Source organism: Amylolactobacillus amylophilus DSM 20533 = JCM 1125, assembly GCF_001936335.1.
GTDB lineage: Bacteria > Bacillota > Bacilli > Lactobacillales > Lactobacillaceae > Amylolactobacillus > Amylolactobacillus amylophilus.
On sequence record NZ_CP018888.1, the window covers coordinates 209,818 to 227,829 of the forward strand.

An 18,012-nucleotide genomic window follows, 5' to 3' on the forward strand; every position below is an offset into this window, starting at 1 on the left:
TTATTTTTTTTGGAAATGAGCGTGGAGTGCATAGATTGGGTGGCCCCGCCGTGAGAACTTCTCCTCGTATTCAGTCTGGATGTTCTGCGCCACCACCTCGTCATCCGAGTTATGGAGGTCCAAATTAACGTAGTCAAACTTCATGGCGTAGTTATTCATACTCACTAGCGAATATTCGAACAGCCCACGGTTGTCGGTCTTAAACTCAATGTGGCCATCTATTTGTAGGATGTTCTCATATGACCTTAGAAAGTCACGGTAGGTCAGTCTTCTCTTCTCGTGGCGTGTTTTTGGCCAAGGATCAGAGAAGTTCAAGTAGACTAGGTCAACGCTCTCTCGTGCAAAGTAAGTGTCAACCATCTTACCATCTCCCAACAGTATCTGTAGGTTTGGGAGGGCTAACTTGAGCTCATCTCTTAAAATAACGCCCGCCGCGCTTGTCTGTAATTCAATTGCTACAAAATTAATCTTCGGGTGTGCTTGAGCTTGTCTAATAATAAATTGGCCCTTCCCGGAACCAACCTCGATGCGCAGAGGTAAGTCAGGATTTGTAAAACGTTTCTGCCAATCAATCTTGCCTTCAGGCCGAATTAAAACTTTTTCTGGGTGGGCCTCCACTAATTCATGTGCCCACGGTTTGTTCTTCAATCTCATTTAGTTCTTCCTTTTATTCTTTATTGGGGTCCGATATACAGACTGTGATGCCAACTTCTTCGTTCTACCCGGTAAATAAACCACTAAACTCAATATGTTCAGGGCAACCAGCACAATTACGCCAAGTAAAACCGGTAATTTATTTGGGAGGACAATTAGCCACCAGAGGGCAATGACCAGGGTTTGAGCCAAGATCACACCTCCAATTACTCTTTGAAATGCCTTTTGCTTACCCTTGGGGTTAATCGGTAAAGAGCGGTACATTGAATTACGCTCAAACTGCGAATAGAGTGGCAATAACTGGTAGAGTGTCAGGAAGACAATCAAGAAATTCAAGCCCACGACAAAGCGTATATCTTGAACCATGAATGCAATTAACAGCGCAAATACCGTCATGCGCACAACCAAATTCAGAAATTCTGGGTTACGCAACAAAGTTCTTTGAAATAGATAAAAGTCTGGCGTTGGCTTGTGCTCAATCTTGGTGAGTACAAAATCCAGGTACTTACGCCGCTTGATTTTGATTGGTCGTTCCGGAATATCCGTAAATAGGCTATAGAAACCCTGCACAACCTCCATTCTCCGCTGCTCATACTCGATGGCCTTGGTCCAATCAAACAGACCGGACCAGCCTCTGGTTAACCTAATGAATAACCACTCGCCGAGTTCAACCGCGAGGCTCACACCAGGAAGATATATTCCCGCTACGACGCCGACCAAATCAAGTGCTACCAGCCAGTTCGATAATCCTTGCTGATTATTTTCAAAGAAATTGGTGCTTAATAACGTCAGATGATTATACTTTGCAAGGATTAAACCGAGCAAGAGCATTAAAAATCCCGGTAAGCTGACGCCAGCTTTCACCGTTGCAAAAGGGAAAGCCAACCCGGTCACTAGGAGAATGATGATTGTCGGAACAACCATGCTGTAATTGCGTGCACGTCTCATGTAAGGGGCAATCGCATCGTCATTGGTCCAGATAAACTGGCTATCGGCCGACTTAAATAGCGTGGCCAGCTTGCCCACCGTGAGCGGGATAAACAGGATCAGCGCTAGGAGCGGTTGGTAGTACCACTGATTATCCGGGATTTGGCGTAAAATCTGCGCATACCAGAATAAGAAACCACCTAGGAGAAAGATCAACGCAAGTACAAAGAAGTCGTTGAAAACTAGTGTGAGATACTTAATGTTCTGTTGCAGGTTTTTCTGTAGTCGTTTCTGAAATAATTCACTCATTTTGACTGCTCCACTGCGAGCTTCTGGTACAACTCACCGAAATTATCGTCTGCAATTTCATAATGCTGTTTAATGGAGTCGAGTGAGCCATCAAGCACGATGAGTCCGTTGTTCAAGACCACGTACCTTTCCAAAGCCCTTCTCGCGGTCTGAAGGACATGAGTTGTTAGTAACACCATTTTACCGGCCCTCTTAGCAGAATTGATTAAATCAATCAGATTCGCCACGGCCAAGGGGTCTAATCCGGTAAATGGCTCGTCAATAATCAAGAGCTGTGCATCTGTCAGGAAAGCATTCACAATCATGACCTTTTGCTTCATACCCTTAGAGAAGTGGATTGGCAGCCAGCCCAGCTTGTCGTCTAATCTAAACAGCTTTAATAATTCTAACGCATGCGGCCAGACATGTCCTCTGTCTAACCCGTATGCCAGAATGGTTAGCTCAAGGTGCTCCTTAAGCGTCAATTCCGGATAAAGGACTGGCGTTTCCGGAATCACGGCTACCTGCTGCTTAAATTGCGTCGGCTGCTCCTTTAGCGTCAATTCATTCAGACTGATTTCGCCACTAATTGGCCGCAGCAAACCCAACACATGCTTAATCGTGGTCGACTTGCCGGCCCCATTCAGACCAATCAGTCCAACCGCCTCACCTGGCTGTATTTCAAGGTTAATTCCCTTGATAACCGGCACATTCTGATACCCGCCGACCAGATTCTTAATTATTAATCCCATTTTGGCCCCTCATTTTCATGAAAAAATTACTTCATTATGATAGCATGAAAAGTGAAATATACATACCTAACACTACCAAAAAGGATGGAAAAGACAATGAATGATGACTGTATCTTCTGCAAAATTATCCAAGGAGAGATTCCGAGCTACACCGTCTTTGAAAACGACGATGTGAAAGCATTCCTCGATATCTCTCAGGTAACACCGGGTCACACCCTGATGATCCCGAAGAAGCACATTGCAAACATGTTTGAATTTTCAAAGGAAGACGCCGCAAAATACCTCAAGTATATTCCCGAAATCGCGCGAGCAGTCAAGGGTTTTGACCCTGAAATCAAAGGAATGAACATTGCCAATAACAATGGTGCTGTTGCCTATCAATCAGTCTTTCACGCACACATCCACTTCGTGCCTCGTTATTCTGACCACGACGGCTTCAAGATGGTGTGGACAGACAATAGTGCCCAATACGACAACGAGCAGTATCAAGCAATCGCCGACAAAATCAAACAACAATTCGAGGTAGAATAATGAAAAGTTTTGGCCTAGGCTTACTAAGCGGTGCGCTACTCGGCGCAGTTATCGGATTTGTCAAGAATCCACAAACCGGGAACACTATTAAACATGACTTCAAGCAACAAATAGATGAAACAATTGCGGATAGCAACAATATTAAAGAAGCTAAAGTACGCTTTGATGAAAGTTCTGCATACTTGAAAAATGACGGTGCGAAGCTAATTGAGAACACTCTGTCATCCATCACGGACCGCATTGATGGTTTCAACCAGCAGATCGCACCAAACCTCAAGGGAATTGAGGACAGTCTCCAGAACTTACAGGATAATTTACCACAAACCACTGATGAGGACCAACTTTAGCTCAACTAGTTAAGAAAATGTAATCAAACATTGATGATTGTGTGAATTTCTCGCAAATCGTTTTTGCTATGAACGATTATGTGCTATATTTAAAAACAGATGTTTAATTAATAGATTAAGGATGTGTACTAAAACATGAACAGATTAGTAAAAAAAGTAGGAGTGGTCCTCGGTGTAGCCGGACTCTCATTGACACTCGCTGCATGCTCAAACGACAAAACAGTCGTTAGTTATAAAGGTGGTAAAATCACCCAAAGTGAGTTCTACGATGAACTGAAGAAATCATCTTCAGGCCAATCAACTCTTGCAAACATGATTATTGAGAAATCCTTGGATGAACAATATGGTGACAAGGTCTCAAGCAAAAAGGTCACGAAGGAATTCAACAACTACAAAAAGCAATACGGTTCCCAATTCGATTCAGTTCTGACCCAGAATGGTTTGACCCAAGCAACATTCAAGAAGAATATCAGAACTAACATGTTGACGGAAGTTGCTTTAAAAGACTTGAAGAAGGTTACTGCTAAACAAGAACAAAAGGCTTGGAAGAGCTTCGAACCTAAAGTAACCGTACAACATATCCTCGTTGAGAAGGAAGACACAGCTAAGACTATTATCGCCGAATTAGACAAGGGTACGAGTTTCAAGTCGTTGGCTAAGAAATATTCGACTGATGATGCAACAAAAGAAGACGCAGGCAAGTTACCCGCTTTTGACAACAGCGATACCACGCTCGACTCCACATTTAAGGAAGCTGCATTCAAGTTGAAGCAAGGCGAATACACGAAGACGGCTGTGAAGACAGAATACGGCTACCACGTAATCAAGATGATTAAGCGCCCAGCTAAGGGAACTTTGAAGGAAAGAAAAGCTGAAATCGATAAGCAAATCTATGATTCATGGCTCCAAGATTCTACTGTAATGCAGGGTGTCATTGCGAAGGTCTTGAAGAAGGCTGATCCAAACATCAAGGATAGCGACCTGAAGAGTGTATTATCCCAGTATGCAACATCAACAACTTCATCAAGCGTTTCTAAGTAAGTTTTAGTACAAGAATTTATCAACCAAAAAGAGCAAATCCATTAAATGGGTTTGCTCTTTTATATACATTAAATTATTCGCTTAATTTTGGCTTATAGAAGCGCCGATTATCCAAGGCGAAAATACGGTCCGTGTATTGCCCTGGAGTGGTCTTGTCTAAGGCTTCCGTCATCATGTAGAGGGATGCATCCAACATATCGATCTCATGTAACACATCTGCCTCCATGAGTGCTGGTCGGACAGGCGAGCCGTACTCCTGCAGACCGTGATGCGAGAGGACCATGTGCCGCAAGACTAAGAAGTCCTCTGACTGCTCGTCTATCTTCAACTCCGTGGCCGCTTTGATGATTTCCTCGTCTATCAAGACAATATGACCAATCAGATTCCCGGTGACTGTATATTCTGTTCCCACGGGACCCGTTAACTCGATGGTCTTACCCAAGTCATGGAGAATCGTACCGGCCAAAAGTAACGGCTTATTTAGCTGCGGATATAGTGCACTAATTGACTGGGCCAACCGGACCATGCTCAGTGTGTGGAAAGCTAACCCACCCTTAATCGCATGATGGTTAGTTTTAGCAGCGGGATAGGAATAGAAATTTATCTGGTACTTCTGCAACAGAAAACGCACAATTCTATTCCAAGTTGGATTCGTAATTTCAAAAACGTCCTTGTTCAGTTCTGCTTGCATATCCTCCACCGAGATTGGCGCGGCTTTGACAAATTGGCTCATATCAAAGCCCTCTTCCTCACCAACCAACCGGAGACCGTATATTTTGACTTGTGGCGTATTCTGGTAAAGCTCCTTCTTCCCACTTAGCTCGACCACGGTACCGCTCTGGTAGTTATCGACGTCGGTAGAAGATGCATCCCAAAAATTACCCCTAATTTGCCCGGAAGTATCCTCGAATGTTAAAGCCAGGTACTGTTTCCCGGTCTTCGTCGTCCGCACATCTGCATGTTTCAGTAAGACAACGATATCCATTTCCTCGTCGACATTATATTCACTAATTTTTTTCAGCATAAAACTCCTTACAATCTATAACCTGACTATTTGATTTTCCGCAAACAATTGAACAATCTCGGCGCGTGCCGTAAACACCAATATTTGGTGTTTCTGCCCCAACTCCGCCAACAGTTCTTTCATATATTGTACCCGTTGATCGTCGAAATTGACAAATGCATCATCGATAATAATTGGCAAATTAATCTCATCTTCGATCTGTTCGATGAAGGCCAACTTCAACGCAAAGTACAGTTGTTCACTTGTGCCTCTTGACAATTGACTTGGTGTGAGCTTCTGCTTTCTCACCGAATTCTGCACGGTAATTTTATCATTAATATGCAACACGTCATATTGACCACCCGACAGAATTTTCATGTACTTCTGGCTCGCTACGGCCATTTTAGGGAATCGATTCTGACTCGCCAAATTAAGCATTGAATTAATCCATTGTGCTGCCAATTTGTGACTCAACCAGTCAACAACGTCCTCCTGAATTTGATCTTTCTGATCTTGAACCGCCGTCTGAGCCGCGATTACTGCCCGATCATCACCGAGGAGTGCCTGTTGACTATTGATATCCGCTAATTGTTGCTGGAGCTCATTTACATTGTCGGTAACCGCGGTCTGCATGCTTTTCTTCTGCTCAAGTGTTGAAAGTAACTCAGCGGGTACAAAATCTGGTGCCGTCAGTCGTTCAAAGTCACTACCAAGAATATGCTTCAAGTTTGCCCGCTTCTCGCTATTCTGCTGCTGTTTGCGATATTTGTCACTCGTCTCCTGAAAGCTGTCAAAGCTCTCCTCACTATTCTGCGTCAAAATAGCTCGAAGAGCATCCTCCTTGGCGGCCAAGTCGGCACCTAATTCGCGCAGTAGATTCTGGTTGGCTGTCAAACTACTTTCTAATTGGTTCTCATGTTCCAGTCGCGCCTTTAACTGCTGCACATACTGTTTGATTGACGACCAATTGTTCAAATCAAGTTCTTGCGGTAATATGCTGACGGCGAGCCTGTCTAAGTACTGATCAATCTTTTTCTGGTTATCAGCTACCTGCTGCTGGAGGAATTTAATGTGATTACTCTTATCGTTAATCGTGCTTGCCTGGACCAGCAGGCCGTTTAAGTCACGCGGCAATTCAATCCCATACTGGGTCACAAATTGGTTGATTTGCTCCGTCAATAAATTATGTTGATCGCTGTCTGAATTGTCAGAGCGTATATCCGTGGTATTTTTGTTTCGGACGAAGAACGCGAGACCTGAGGCCCCCACAGCGGCGATGAATAATAACAGGCCAACCATGGCGTGTCCAGTAAACAGCAGGGCTAAGCCGCCCACCAGTAGTATGGCCGCGACCCCAACTGTCACATTTTGAAGCAGATTGGGTTGCATAGTGTTATTAGCAGTTGCCTGTCGCTTCTCCTCCGCCTTTCGCTGCTCTTCTTGTAAATTACGAATGGCGGCGAAGTCAGTCCGCATCTGGTCAATTTGTGTTGCATCCAACTGATTAATTTGGCGTAATTCCGGCTGATAAATATAAAGTTGTTCTAGCGACGCTTGCTCATTTGAGATCTGCTTTGCCGAGTCCCCATCAAGCTGCTCTAGGTGATTTATTTCTGACCATTCGTCCACCACTGCCTTTGTATCTTCATTAGTCACTACCCGAGATTTTTGCAACGCTTCAATCTGATTTTTGAGCTGTGCAACCTGATTTTTGATTGATTCTTGTTCGCTAATTAACGCCGTGGCCCTTTGAAAGCTGGCTTCGTCGAATTCTACTACTTGACTAGACTGCTGTAATAACTTGTACTCGCCCAGCAGGCCGATTTTGTCTGCCAGTTTTTGTTCTTGGCGAATGGCCTCTGTGAGCTCGCGATCCTTTTTCTTCGCTGCCTGTAACTTGGCCTGAAATGGCTCTTTCTGCCGCGTCAATTCCAAATACGCCTGTGCCTGATTGCCGTTAGAAAGAACCGCATCCTCCAGTTGCGTTAACTGTGTTAATTCCTGATTTAGCGGTAATTTCTGTCCTCGTGGCTTATATATTTGATCCGCTTTTTTAGCGAATTGTGCTGCTAACTTCATCAACTCAGCACTATTGCTCGCACCCAGGTGATTAATCTGTGTCACAATCTCAGACTGATTAAGACTCATAATCTGGCCTAATGTATGCTGATCAAAGATAAAGGACTCACCAAAAAATTGCTGGTCGATTTGGTGAATTTGGCAAAAAAATGTCGCGCTAGGTACTTCAGTACCGTTGAAGAATACTCGGAGATTACCCGCCTGCGCATTCTTGGCCTGCAAGCGTTCCAGTACCCACTCGTTCTCGTCATCCCTAAAAGTCAGCTGGCCGCCATAAACGTTTGGATTGGTCTCAAATTGATAGTAGTCGAAGTTCTTGCTACTTTTCCTGGCAAAACCAAACATGATCTGGTTGATGAATGCAACAAGTGTGCTTTTACCCGCCTCGTTCAGTCCAAAGAAAACGGTACTGCCAGGTGTTAAATCGAATACCTGATCACGAAATTTACCGAAATTACGCACCTTAATTTGACTAATCTGCATCCCGCGTTTCCCCCATCTCCTGTTGTAATAAGAGCTCGGCCTGTTCAACGAGCCGTTTAATTGTCGTAGGATCGGCCAGGAAGTCGGCGATGAACCCGTGCTTCATTAGTGGCTTAGCAAGCTCTTGCACCTCTTCCGGCGTAAATGTGCGCTGCCGTGCTTCCTCCAGGTACTGCTGGTCTAAATTATTAAGTTGCAGGTGCCGCTTTACGGCAAAGTGGACCCGAACAAGATAACTTGCAGAGCTTATCTTCTGACTGAGGTAATTCAAAATAGCTGGGTCCAGCAACAGATCGTGCAATTCCTTTTCGAGCACCTCGCTGTTTCTAATAGTCAATGTGATTAGGCTGCGTGTCGGCTCATCCTTTAGCACATCGTCTACCTGTGCAATAATTGTGGCAAAAAGGAGTTCCTTAGTCAGATTATTGGGTAAATCTAGCGTGATAGTTTGCCAAATAAAAATACTGGTAGCAACAAACTTACTGGTGGTATGACCATTTTCATCGACAGTTAACTCGTAGAATCCTTTAGTACCTGGCTCGTTCACGTGCCTCCCCTGCAGATTACCGGGATAGATAATTAATGGATTGGAACTCAGTACTTGGCGGAGATGAATATGCCCAAGGGCAAAGTAATCATAATTCTTATTATTCAGTTCCGTTAACGAGAACGGCGCATAGTTGTCGACCCCACTCTGGTCACCAGCCGCACTGCCATGGAGCATACCAATCGTGTAGTGCCCTGGAACTTTCGCCGGAAAATATTGTACCACGTCCTCAGTAATATGATTCCGTACGTAACTAAAACCAATCACGTCAACGACCGTACCGTCTTTGGCTGTAATTGTACTTGTCGCAACATTTTCGTCGAAAATGTGTACGAATTGCCCAGACTGAACCAACAGGTTCTCTGGTGTCATATAATCATGATTACCAAACGAAATAAATGTGTGAATTCGTGCCTTAGTGAGCCGTTCAATCTCCCTCATGAGGAATAGCTGGGTGGCCGGCACCGGATTGTTCGAATCAAACGTATCACCGACCAACAACACGAAATCGACGTCTCGCGTTATGGCCACATCAACCATCTTCGTAAACGCCGCCTTTGTTGATTCTTGTATTTCTTGGTGTGCTGCTTGTGGTAAAAAAGAAAGCCCACCAAATGGACTATCTAAGTGTGCATCTGCGACATGTAAAAATTTCATATTATCCTGATTCTAAAAAAAGGCAACAAAACTTAATTTGTCGCCAATCTTGGTTAATTATTTAATTCACTGTACAGTTGATCTAATGGTCTGGTCATCGCCTGCTGGATTTGTTGTAATAATTGGAACATCATCTGTTCTTTTTCCATCAAGTTGGCAATATTCTGGTTACCGTTCATCTGTTCACTGTACTCTTTGAATTTGGCGTCATCCTCAGCAGTTACTTCTTGACCGCTCATTTGCTTATTCTGCAGGGATGCTTGAAATTGCATTACTTCTCGGTATAACTTTAGGTCCTCTTCATTACCCTTAAGTTGCTCAACTGCCTCCTGGACAGCTTGAAACTCTGGAAGTTGTTTCAAGTCCTCTGCAACTTTATTGGTAGAGTCAAAAATATTAATCAAATTTTCTGGTTCCTTTCTACTGGCCAAATAGCCCTTTAGCATCATTATACCATTCACCAAGTGTTTTGCCTGCTTCTTCAAAGCCATTTTGAATATTTTCACTCACATGACCGAACCAACGGCCCGAATGGCCTTCCTGACCATTCTGCTGCACCATTTGCTGTGCACTAGTTTCCGAGAAGTCCGTGCGGGCGGTATACGGCAAGATATTTTCCATCACGGCCTTAAACACCGGTGCGACACCATTGGCAGATGTACCAACTAGAAAATGATTTTGATTTGTTTTGTCAAAGCCAATCCATGTCGCCACAACGATATCCGGCGTGTAACCCACAATCCACTGGTCCTTCGTACCATAGCCGTAGCTATCTGGCACCTCGGTCGATCCGGTCTTACCGGCCACAGTATAACCATAAGGTTTGGCGGACATCCCGCTCCCGGCACTAAACACGCCCAGGAGCATACTGGTCATCTCTTGACTAACCTTTTCAGAGAGGATGCGATGGTTCTTGTTTGCCGTGTTGTTCACCAGTACCTTACCACTAGCATCAACGATTTTAGTGATAAAAGAGGTTTGGTTCGCAATATTACCGTCATTAGCAAATGTAGTATACGCCTTAGCCATTTGCATTGGCGATACCCCGGTACTCAAGCCACCTAGAGCAAGCGCCAAGTTTTGATCATTCTTGTGCACGGTTACGCCGAAGTTCTCAACCGACTTCACCCCACGACTAACGCCAATCTTATCGAGCAACCAGACAGCGGGAACGTTCATGCTCTGGGCTAGTGCATCATACATTGGAACCTCGTTTCGATAGACGTTATCCACATTCTCCGGTCGATATTTATTACTACCAAAGTCCTGCAGCTTGTCTGAGAGTAGTGAATCGTAGTGATAGCCAGCCTGTAAAGCAGGTGCGTACACAGCGAGAGGCTTGATTGAGGATCCCGGTTGGCGCTTAATCTGGGTCGCACGATTATAGCCACGGAAAACGTGTTCACCACGGCCTCCAACCACGGCCTGCACCGCACCAGTTTTTGGATCAACAGCAACGGATGCACCCTGGACAATGGTTCCATCTGCGGCGTTCTTTGGGAACAAGGTGTCGTTCTTAAACGTCGTCTGCATCTGTTGTTGATAATTCTGATCGAGTGAAGTGTATATCTTGAGGCCGCGGTTCATGACGTCCTCTTCCTTCAGGCCATAACGATCGATGGCCTCAGAAATTACTGCGTCGAAATAGTAGGGGAACTTATAGCCATCTTCTTGGTAATAGGTATCCTTCAGAGCCAAGCTGGTCGCTCGGGCCTGCTTCATCTGCCCCTCGGTTATCTTATGGTTATCTTTCATCAACGACAACACCAGATTTCTCCTAGAGATAGCGTTGTCCATGTGATCTATCGGGTTATAAAAGCTTGGACTCCGCAGCATCGCAGCAAGGGTTGCGGCCTCCGACAGTGTGACGTCACTGGCATCCTTACCGAAGTAGCGCCGACTAGCATCCTGCACACCCCATACACCATATCCAAAGTATGAATTATTGAGATACATCGCCAAAATATCGGATTTCGAATACTTATTTGTGATTTCTATCGCGTAGAATAGCTCCTCGACTTTACGGCTCAGTGTCTGAACCTGCGTTAACAGTGCATTTTTAGCCAACTGCTGGGTAATGGTTGAGCCACCACCAGCATACCGATTGAGTAGCTTACCGACGAAGGCACGCCCAATTCCCTTAATACTGAAGCCACAGTTCTGGTAGAACGACCGATCCTCGGTAGAAATCACGGCATTCTCAATATTATCGGAAATTTGATCGAGCTCGACGTAGTTTCCCTTCTGGGAATAGAGCGAACCGGCCTTTTGCCCATTGGCGTCATAAATCGCAGTCGTAGTCTGCAGCGACTGTTTCATCCCACCAATATTTGCTGTTTTTACTTTAATTGTGTAATAAGATGTAGTAATAAGGACAAGTAGTAAACCAATCAGGATGACGAAACGCACAATCTGGAATCGGTGATTGATGGCCTTCAACCACCGCCACAGTTTGGCCCAGTAAGGGGCAATAAAGTGGAAGATGCGCTTAATTATCTGGCCTACTTTTGTCAAAAAAGTCGGATTTTCGTTCATATAACCCTCCGATGTCTACACAGATTTTAGCATACTCTGCATTAGTTAGAGAATTTAAACTAGAAAAAGAATGATGGTTTAACCAAAAATGAAAACATCTTACAAGTTTGTCACGCAGTACCCAAAAGAACTAGAGCAAAAATCGGTGAGAGAAGTCATGCAGGACTTCCTGATTCCGAAAAAATGGCAGCATTATCTGAGAATTAATCGAGACATCTTGGTCAACGGGCACTACCGTTCCGTGAATAGTATGGTCAATCCAGGTGAGCTGCTCACATTGAACTTCAACGCCGTTGAATCAACCCAGCACGAGTACACGCCAAGCGGCCACTTGCCTGAAATTATTTACGAGGATGAAGACGTGGTGGTCATCAACAAGCCCCACGGACAGAAATCGCACCCCAACCGATTGGACGAGACAAATACGGCGCTAAATGATGTCGCCACTTATCTCGCCCCCATGGAACAGACACCGTATGTAACCCACCGACTTGACATGTTAACCAGCGGATTATTGTTAATTGGTAAAAACCCGGTGGTTGTGCCCTTACTTAACAGACAACTGGTGCAGAAGACGATGCAACGCTTCTACCTCGCGCGGGTCAATCTCCTACCGAATAACAAGGCCAACTTGACTTTAAATAAGTCGAACTATATCGAAACGCCAATTGGCCAAGATATTAGCGATAAGCGAAAGCGCGCCATTAAAGAGACTGGGCTGAGCGCTCAAACCACGTACCGCGTCTTAAAGATTGATGCTAAACAGCAAACGGCACTCCTGCACCTGAGCCTGGCGACCGGACGGACCCACCAAATTAGAGTTCATCTGGCAAGTATTGGCCTCCCGGTTTGTCGCGACCCGTTGTACAATCCACTGGTGCCACCCACTTTGGCGCAGTCGACTAGCGGAATTGAACTTCAGGCGTATCAATTGCACTTTCGAAAACCGTTGTCCTATGAGTTTGTAACTGTGACGCTACCAAAGCAATTATGGCTTAAGTAAGCTAACGTATAAAAAAATCGCCCGCTACGGGCGATTAAAAAGTATAGTTGAAATTAATGATTGACGTCTTGCCAAATTCAGCCAGTGGGGTTACTGGCACTATTCGGTGTACATCCCAAAAATTTTGGACACAGGAATATTTTAATTCCTGAATTTTTGGAACGCTTGTTTTTTATTTCGCTAATATATTCATAGGAGATATTAATTTACAAAATATCAAGAAAGGCTACATAATAGCGGTTACAATCATTAATTTCACTTTTAGTTGGGTTGTAATTTTCATTACAAAATTTATTTTACCTCATTTTGTGAAATAGTAAACAATAATCTGAAAAAAAAAAGACCATTTTCATGGTCTAAACTACTTCTATGTCTCAAATACTTAGCGGCGATCACCAACTAAGGCAAGCACACGTTGGAATAAGTTGATGAAGTCAAGGTAAAGATCAACAGCCATTAATGTACTAATACCTTCAATATCGGCTGCAGCAACATTCTGGTTCCGTCTTACCAATTGGTTCGAATCATACACGATATACGCACTGAACAGCAGCATAACAAGGATGTTCATGATAATGCCACCGGTTCCCATACCGATGAACATGCCAATAAATGTCATAACAACTGTACCAAGGAGCATGACGAATAATACGCGACCCCAGCTGACAAAATCCTTATTTGTGGTGGTTCCAAAACGCGCTAACCCGAGGAATATTGCTCCAGAAATCAGGAATGCCGCGCCAATTGAATCGAGCGTATAGTATGTAAACGGCAGTGTCAAAACGAGGCCGAAGATTGCGGCAATCACGTAGAAGGCCGCTTGTGCCTTCGTATTCTCGCGGTGTTTTACGAATGTTCGCACCCGAACCGCCGCTGCAATCAACAACACAAATGAGAGCAACCAGCCCATAAAAAACGCATTACCGCTAATTTGTGCTAATTGATCGCCGACAAGCATCGTTGTACCAACACTCACGACTGCGGTCAGCGCAATACCAGCCGCAACTTTTTGGTAGGTCTTACTGATTAACTTGTGTAGATTACTTCTCTTCGTCTTTGTTATCTCTAATTGACGAGCTTGTACTTCGTCCATGGGAAATCTCCCCCTTCTTTTGAGACAATTATACCAACTAAAATACCAAAAGCAATTCTTAAAAGATCTACATTGGGTATTTGACTTTGCATTTAAGCGTGCCATTGTCTAGAATGAAAAAGTTAAGATTGGAGTAATTATGAGAGAAATACGTAAACCTGATTATGAACGTGTTGTTCCGGGAATGTTCTTAGCCGCCAGTGCGGGTGGCCTTGATGCCTATTCATACCTTCTTCATGGCGAAGTTTTTGCTGGAATGCAGACTGGAAATTTGATTCTGTTAGGAATTAACCTTGGTAGAGGTGATTTCGGCAAAATCGGCCGTTATATTTTCGCAATTGCCATGTTCATGCTTGGAACCATCGTCGTCAGATTAGTACAACACAAATACGATAATATTAAACAGGTATCGCGTCCAACCTTCGTCCTTATCTACGAAATGATCCTCCTCATCGTGGCACTAATTCTGACCCAAAAACTGTCGAATCTGCTGATACTGGCGATTCTTTCAATGGCGGCGGCAGCCCAAATGCAGGAATTTCGCAAGATTTATAATGGTCCTTACACGCCGATGATGATGACCGGTAATCTCCGGACAATCTCAGAGGGCCTGTATGACACGTTATTCATACACAAACCAGCCGCTTGGAAGAAAACCAAGACATTTATCATCATCCTACTGAGCTTCCTTGCAGGCGCTGTTCTCAACGGTTTGTTGGTTGGCTACCTGGGCCAGAACACGATTGTAATCTCCATCATCGGTCTTATGGTAGCAATTTATACTAGCCACCTCCACCTTCCACCGCAAGACGATCTTTATCAGAAGCACAAATAATCTATTTATACAAAAATTGTAATTTAATCCTTGCTATTTATCTTTTTTGGCGACATAATGATGTCACTCAGACAAAGTGAATAGAAAGGATTTTTTTATGGGAGAAGAATTGGATAAAAGATTGACATTGCGCCTGTCAGAAAGTTTGTCTGATAGGTTGCAAAGTTACGCAACCGATCATAACCAAAGTATGAATAGTGCCATTCTGACTGCGATTGAGCTGTTATTGAATCAGAAAGATTTAAAAGTATCTGGTTTCGCCAATTTCGAACAAAGAAACTTCATTGGTCAGATAGTCGGTGCAAAAGATATCGACCAAACTACCGGCATCATCACCGTACGCGGTCTGGTCTACCGTTACATCACTGAGAACAACGAGCCAGTCAAAGCACATAAGCAATACGAAGTCACAAATATCAATGGAAATATCGTCATTATCAAAGAAAGAGAGAATTAATTATGTTCGGAATAAAAATTGTCCCACAAAACAACGTTGGTTTAGTAGAAACTTTTGGTAAATACTCACGCACTGTGAACGCCGGAATCAATTTCTACATTCCACTCGCACAACATATCGCTAACGTTTCAATGGCTATGGAGCCTATCTCATTGCCTGGTTATTCAATCATCACTAAGGATAACGCCGAAATCGTTGCTACTGTTACTTTGAACTACCACGTAACGAACGCTGTAAAATACCAATATGAGAATACCGATTCTGTTGAATCAATGGCTCAGCTGGTTCGTGGGCACTTGCGTGATATCATGGGTAACCTCGATTTGAACGAAGCCCTTGTTTCGACGAAGAAGATCAACGTCGACTTGGCTGAAGCAATCGGTGATTTGACAGATACATACGGTATCAAAGTTGACCGAATTAATATCGACGAATTGAAGCCTTCACTTGAAATCCAAAAAGCCATGGACAAGCAACTGACTGCCGATCGTAACAAAACTGCTGCGATTTTGCGTGCTGAAGGTGAATCTAAGTCAATCGAATTGACCACTAAGGCCAAGAATGATGCTTTAGTGAACACAGCCAAAGCCGAAGCAACTGCAAAGAGAACAGCTGCTGACGCTGAAAAGTACAGAATTGACGTTGTTCAAGAGGCTTTGAACAATGTTTCTGAGACTTACCTCGCTAACCAATCAATCGATGCTTATCGTCAATTGGCAAATTCTGACACAAACCTGGTTGTCGTACCAAATGACGGCTCAAGCACTTATGGCCAAGCAGGCGTTTTGGGCAACTTGATCAACCCTAAAAAACCAACATTTAACAAGCACAACAACGGCGAAACTTCAGATGCTGTGAACGATATTTCAGTCTCGATGGATGAATTAACTAGCCAAGACGACGAATAGTCGATGGTGAAGACAATGATTAATCATAAGAAGCATTACCTCACGACCGCCGAATACAGCGTTTTGACTGGGAGCAAACGATTCACAAACGGCAACGTCAAAAAGAATCGACGCGATGCTCGAAAAGCATCACAGGCCAAACCATCACGCACGAATATGGTAGAGAACTCCCCTTCAGACAGCAAAGTATTGAAGTTTCTCGATCAACTCTTCGAGAATATTGGAAAGCTACAATAATACAAAATAATAGTACAAAATAAATACTCCACGAGCATTTGCTTGTTCACGGAGTATTTTTTTGGATTTTAGGAGTTATTAGATATTAAATGTTGGCTAAAAGAATGAAGTTCACCACGAACAAGCCAGAGACAATCCAAAGTATTGGATGCACTTTTTTGGCATTACCACGAACAGTTTGGATGATGCAGTAAGTGATGAAACCTGCTGCGATACCGTAGGAAATGTTGTAGGCTAATCCCATAAAGATCGAGGTGAAGAACGCCGGAATGGCTTCACCCAAATCGTTCCAGTCAATATTCTTGAATGTACTCATCATCATCACACCAACGGCAATGAGTGCTGGCGCCAAAGCTTCTGTTGGAACTACTGCAATGAAAGGCGTAAATACTGTTGAGAGCAGAAACATAATAGCAACAGTCACGGCGGTCAAGCCAGTCCGACCACCGGCACCGATTCCGGCAGCACTTTCCACATACGTCGTTGTGTTACTAGTACCGAAAACTGCACCTATCGAGGTTGCGATTGAATCAGCAAACAATGCACGATCCATTTTAGAACTAAAGCCATTCCCATTCTCGAGGGCTGCCTCGTCCTGCTCGTTAAATATTCCAGTTTTGCGTCCGGTACCGATGAATGTACCTAGCGTATCAAAGGTGTCCGAGAAACTAAAGGAGAAGATCGTCATCAGAACTAACGCCAGCTTACTTGGATCATTAAACAGGGTCACGAGTCCCTTAGAGCCAAACGCCGCACCAAAGGTCGTACCGAGTTGATTGAATGATTCCCCAAGAGAGGTGGCTGTGGCGGCATTGAAATTGGTCACACCCAGTGGAATACCAATCAGTGTAGTGAGGATAATGCTGATAAACACAGCTCCTGGGACCTTTTTAATTAGTAATACAATCACGATTAACAGACCGATGAGGGCCAGCAATGCGCCGGGTTTCGCAAAACTAGTTAAGGCAGGCACGATTCCACCGCCGGTCACAATTGACTGCAGGCCACCCTTAAAGGTTTCCTGGCCCGCCGCGAGTGGCGCACCATTAACACTAATAATATTGGCAGGCTCAGACGTAAACTGGAGGAAGCCAGCATTTTTCAGTCCCACATAGGCGATAAAAACACCGATACCACCACCCATAGCGTGTTGCAGCGATTTGGGAATTGCTCTGATAATCATCTTCCGAATTTTAGTAACCGTGATCAAAATGTTGATGAGACCACAGATGAAGACCAACGCCAAACCCTGTTGCCAACTAAAACCAAGCGCGAAGCAGACCGTGTAGGTGAAAAACGCATTGAGGCCCATTCCCGGCGCCAATGCATATGGCACGTTCGCGAATAATCCCATAATCATCGTACCCACAAACGAGGCGATGATTGTAGCAAGAAAGACCGCCTGCGCCGGCATTCCCGTTTGGGCCAGGATTGATGGATTAACAAACAGGATGTAAGACATGGCGAAGAATGTCGTGATTCCTGCCAAGATTTCCGTGGATATTTTCGTATGATTCTTCTGCAATTTAAAAAGATTGTTCAGCATTTCGTTCTCCTTTGACCAATTTATACCATGATATTACCAGAAATAAGCTAGTAAAACAAGATATTTCCGAACAATTTTTTGAATCATCA

General features: G+C 44.1%; 18 protein-coding genes. 8 read left to right on the plus strand and 10 right to left on the minus strand.

What is annotated here, in order from left to right; translation table 11 throughout:
• Genes trmB through LA20533_RS01100 form a run of 3 tightly spaced genes read right to left on the minus strand, consistent with a single transcriptional unit; the run spans window position 1 to window position 2,621 of the window.
• Window positions 1–654, minus strand: coding sequence for a tRNA (guanosine(46)-N7)-methyltransferase TrmB (gene trmB, locus LA20533_RS01090; protein ID WP_054746130.1), 654 nt, complete (start codon window positions 652–654; stop codon window positions 1–3).
• A complete protein-coding gene (locus LA20533_RS01095; RefSeq protein WP_056947016.1) occupies window positions 655–1,890 on the minus strand; it encodes an ABC transporter permease in 1,236 nt (411 codons plus the stop codon).
• Window positions 1,887–2,621: an ABC transporter ATP-binding protein gene (locus tag LA20533_RS01100; protein WP_056947019.1), complete on the minus strand. Its 735-nt coding sequence runs from the start codon at window positions 2,619–2,621 to the stop codon at window positions 1,887–1,889. The genes LA20533_RS01095 and LA20533_RS01100 overlap by 4 nt, the downstream gene beginning before the upstream one ends.
• Window positions 2,622–2,705: 84 nt before the next feature.
• On the opposite strand from LA20533_RS01100, the gene LA20533_RS01105 reads away from it, so the two are divergent.
• From LA20533_RS01105 to LA20533_RS01115, 3 genes are all read left to right on the plus strand, one after another.
• Window positions 2,706–3,152 carry an HIT family protein gene (locus LA20533_RS01105; RefSeq protein ID WP_054746126.1) on the plus strand — a complete coding sequence of 149 codons (447 nt, stop codon included), beginning with the start codon at window positions 2,706–2,708 and terminating at the stop codon, window positions 3,150–3,152.
• A complete protein-coding gene (locus LA20533_RS01110; protein WP_054746125.1) occupies window positions 3,152–3,499 on the plus strand; it encodes a hypothetical protein in 348 nt (115 codons plus the stop codon). The genes LA20533_RS01105 and LA20533_RS01110 overlap by 1 nt, the downstream gene beginning before the upstream one ends.
• Before the next feature lie 135 nt (window positions 3,500–3,634).
• Window positions 3,635–4,540, plus strand: coding sequence for a peptidylprolyl isomerase PrsA (locus LA20533_RS01115; protein WP_056947022.1), 906 nt, complete (start codon window positions 3,635–3,637; stop codon window positions 4,538–4,540).
• 73 nt (window positions 4,541–4,613) lie between these two features.
• Here the strand turns inward: LA20533_RS01115 and LA20533_RS01120 are convergent, their stop codons facing one another.
• Genes LA20533_RS01120 through LA20533_RS01140 form a run of 5 tightly spaced genes read right to left on the minus strand, consistent with a single transcriptional unit; the run spans window position 4,614 to window position 11,805 of the window.
• Window positions 4,614–5,564, minus strand: coding sequence for a 3'-5' exoribonuclease YhaM family protein (locus LA20533_RS01120; protein WP_141322597.1), 951 nt, complete (start codon window positions 5,562–5,564; stop codon window positions 4,614–4,616).
• A gap of 15 nt (window positions 5,565–5,579) precedes the next feature.
• Window positions 5,580–8,105, minus strand: coding sequence for an ATP-binding protein (locus LA20533_RS01125; RefSeq protein WP_056947026.1), 2,526 nt, complete (start codon window positions 8,103–8,105; stop codon window positions 5,580–5,582).
• Window positions 8,095–9,309, minus strand: coding sequence for a metallophosphoesterase family protein (locus LA20533_RS01130; RefSeq protein ID WP_056947029.1), 1,215 nt, complete (start codon window positions 9,307–9,309; stop codon window positions 8,095–8,097). Before LA20533_RS01130 ends, LA20533_RS01125 begins: the two co-directional genes overlap by 11 nt.
• A 53-nt stretch (window positions 9,310–9,362) precedes the next feature.
• Window positions 9,363–9,758, minus strand: a complete 396-nt coding sequence (locus LA20533_RS01135) for a YlbF family regulator (protein ID WP_054746120.1) — start codon at window positions 9,756–9,758, stop codon at window positions 9,363–9,365.
• Complete coding sequence (locus LA20533_RS01140; protein ID WP_371857357.1) at window positions 9,730–11,805, minus strand: PBP1A family penicillin-binding protein; 2,076 nt, start codon at window positions 11,803–11,805, stop codon at window positions 9,730–9,732. The genes LA20533_RS01135 and LA20533_RS01140 overlap by 29 nt, the downstream gene beginning before the upstream one ends.
• Before the next feature lie 127 nt (window positions 11,806–11,932).
• On the opposite strand from LA20533_RS01140, the gene LA20533_RS01145 reads away from it, so the two are divergent.
• Window positions 11,933–12,847 (plus strand): RluA family pseudouridine synthase, encoded by a 915-nt coding sequence (locus LA20533_RS01145; protein WP_056947031.1) that lies wholly within the window; start codon window positions 11,933–11,935, stop codon window positions 12,845–12,847.
• 382 nt (window positions 12,848–13,229) lie between these two features.
• On the opposite strand, the gene LA20533_RS01150 is transcribed toward LA20533_RS01145, so the two are convergent.
• Window positions 13,230–13,940 (minus strand): Bax inhibitor-1/YccA family protein, encoded by a 711-nt coding sequence (locus tag LA20533_RS01150; RefSeq protein WP_056947034.1) that lies wholly within the window; start codon window positions 13,938–13,940, stop codon window positions 13,230–13,232.
• A 139-nt stretch (window positions 13,941–14,079) separates the two neighbouring features.
• Between LA20533_RS01150 and LA20533_RS01155 the strand changes: the two genes are divergently transcribed.
• The 4 genes from LA20533_RS01155 to LA20533_RS01170 all read left to right on the plus strand — a co-directional run bounded on the left by LA20533_RS01155 (window position 14,080) and on the right by LA20533_RS01170 (window position 16,377).
• A complete protein-coding gene (locus tag LA20533_RS01155) occupies window positions 14,080–14,775 on the plus strand; it encodes a YoaK family protein (RefSeq protein WP_054746117.1) in 696 nt (231 codons plus the stop codon).
• A gap of 97 nt (window positions 14,776–14,872) precedes the next feature.
• Window positions 14,873–15,232, plus strand: coding sequence for an NfeD family protein (locus tag LA20533_RS01160; protein WP_054746116.1), 360 nt, complete (start codon window positions 14,873–14,875; stop codon window positions 15,230–15,232).
• 2 nt (window positions 15,233–15,234) lie between these two features.
• Window positions 15,235–16,140 (plus strand): SPFH domain-containing protein, encoded by a 906-nt coding sequence (locus LA20533_RS01165; RefSeq protein WP_082611598.1) that lies wholly within the window; start codon window positions 15,235–15,237, stop codon window positions 16,138–16,140.
• Window positions 16,141–16,155: 15 nt separating this feature from the next.
• The gene (locus LA20533_RS01170; protein ID WP_075362770.1) at window positions 16,156–16,377 is read left to right on the plus strand and encodes a hypothetical protein; all 222 of its coding nucleotides are present in this window, start codon (window positions 16,156–16,158) and stop codon (window positions 16,375–16,377) included.
• 85 nt (window positions 16,378–16,462) lie between these two features.
• Here the strand turns inward: LA20533_RS01170 and LA20533_RS01175 are convergent, their stop codons facing one another.
• Complete coding sequence (locus LA20533_RS01175) at window positions 16,463–17,920, minus strand: NCS2 family permease (protein ID WP_056947084.1); 1,458 nt, start codon at window positions 17,918–17,920, stop codon at window positions 16,463–16,465.
• Between the last annotated feature and the right edge of the window lie 92 nt (window positions 17,921–18,012).

Coding starts and splice junctions, on each gene's coding strand:
- trmB (WP_054746130.1), bottom strand. CDS start 654: ATGAGATTGAAGAACAAACCGTGGGCACATGAATTAGTGGAGGCCCAC.
- LA20533_RS01095 (WP_056947016.1), bottom strand. CDS start 1,890: ATGAGTGAATTATTTCAGAAACGACTACAGAAAAACCTGCAACAGAAC.
- LA20533_RS01100 (WP_056947019.1), bottom strand. CDS start 2,621: ATGGGATTAATAATTAAGAATCTGGTCGGCGGGTATCAGAATGTGCCG.
- LA20533_RS01105 (WP_054746126.1), top strand. CDS start 2,706: ATGGAAAAGACAATGAATGATGACTGTATCTTCTGCAAAATTATCCAA.
- LA20533_RS01110 (WP_054746125.1), top strand. CDS start 3,152: ATGAAAAGTTTTGGCCTAGGCTTACTAAGCGGTGCGCTACTCGGCGCA.
- LA20533_RS01115 (WP_056947022.1), top strand. CDS start 3,635: ATGAACAGATTAGTAAAAAAAGTAGGAGTGGTCCTCGGTGTAGCCGGA.
- LA20533_RS01120 (WP_141322597.1), bottom strand. CDS start 5,564: ATGCTGAAAAAAATTAGTGAATATAATGTCGACGAGGAAATGGATATC.
- LA20533_RS01125 (WP_056947026.1), bottom strand. CDS start 8,105: ATGCAGATTAGTCAAATTAAGGTGCGTAATTTCGGTAAATTTCGTGAT.
- LA20533_RS01130 (WP_056947029.1), bottom strand. CDS start 9,309: ATGAAATTTTTACATGTCGCAGATGCACACTTAGATAGTCCATTTGGT.
- LA20533_RS01135 (WP_054746120.1), bottom strand. CDS start 9,758: ATGATGCTAAAGGGCTATTTGGCCAGTAGAAAGGAACCAGAAAATTTG.
- LA20533_RS01145 (WP_056947031.1), top strand. CDS start 11,933: ATGAAAACATCTTACAAGTTTGTCACGCAGTACCCAAAAGAACTAGAG.
- LA20533_RS01150 (WP_056947034.1), bottom strand. CDS start 13,940: ATGGACGAAGTACAAGCTCGTCAATTAGAGATAACAAAGACGAAGAGA.
- LA20533_RS01155 (WP_054746117.1), top strand. CDS start 14,080: ATGAGAGAAATACGTAAACCTGATTATGAACGTGTTGTTCCGGGAATG.
- LA20533_RS01160 (WP_054746116.1), top strand. CDS start 14,873: ATGGGAGAAGAATTGGATAAAAGATTGACATTGCGCCTGTCAGAAAGT.
- LA20533_RS01165 (WP_082611598.1), top strand. CDS start 15,235: ATGTTCGGAATAAAAATTGTCCCACAAAACAACGTTGGTTTAGTAGAA.
- LA20533_RS01170 (WP_075362770.1), top strand. CDS start 16,156: ATGATTAATCATAAGAAGCATTACCTCACGACCGCCGAATACAGCGTT.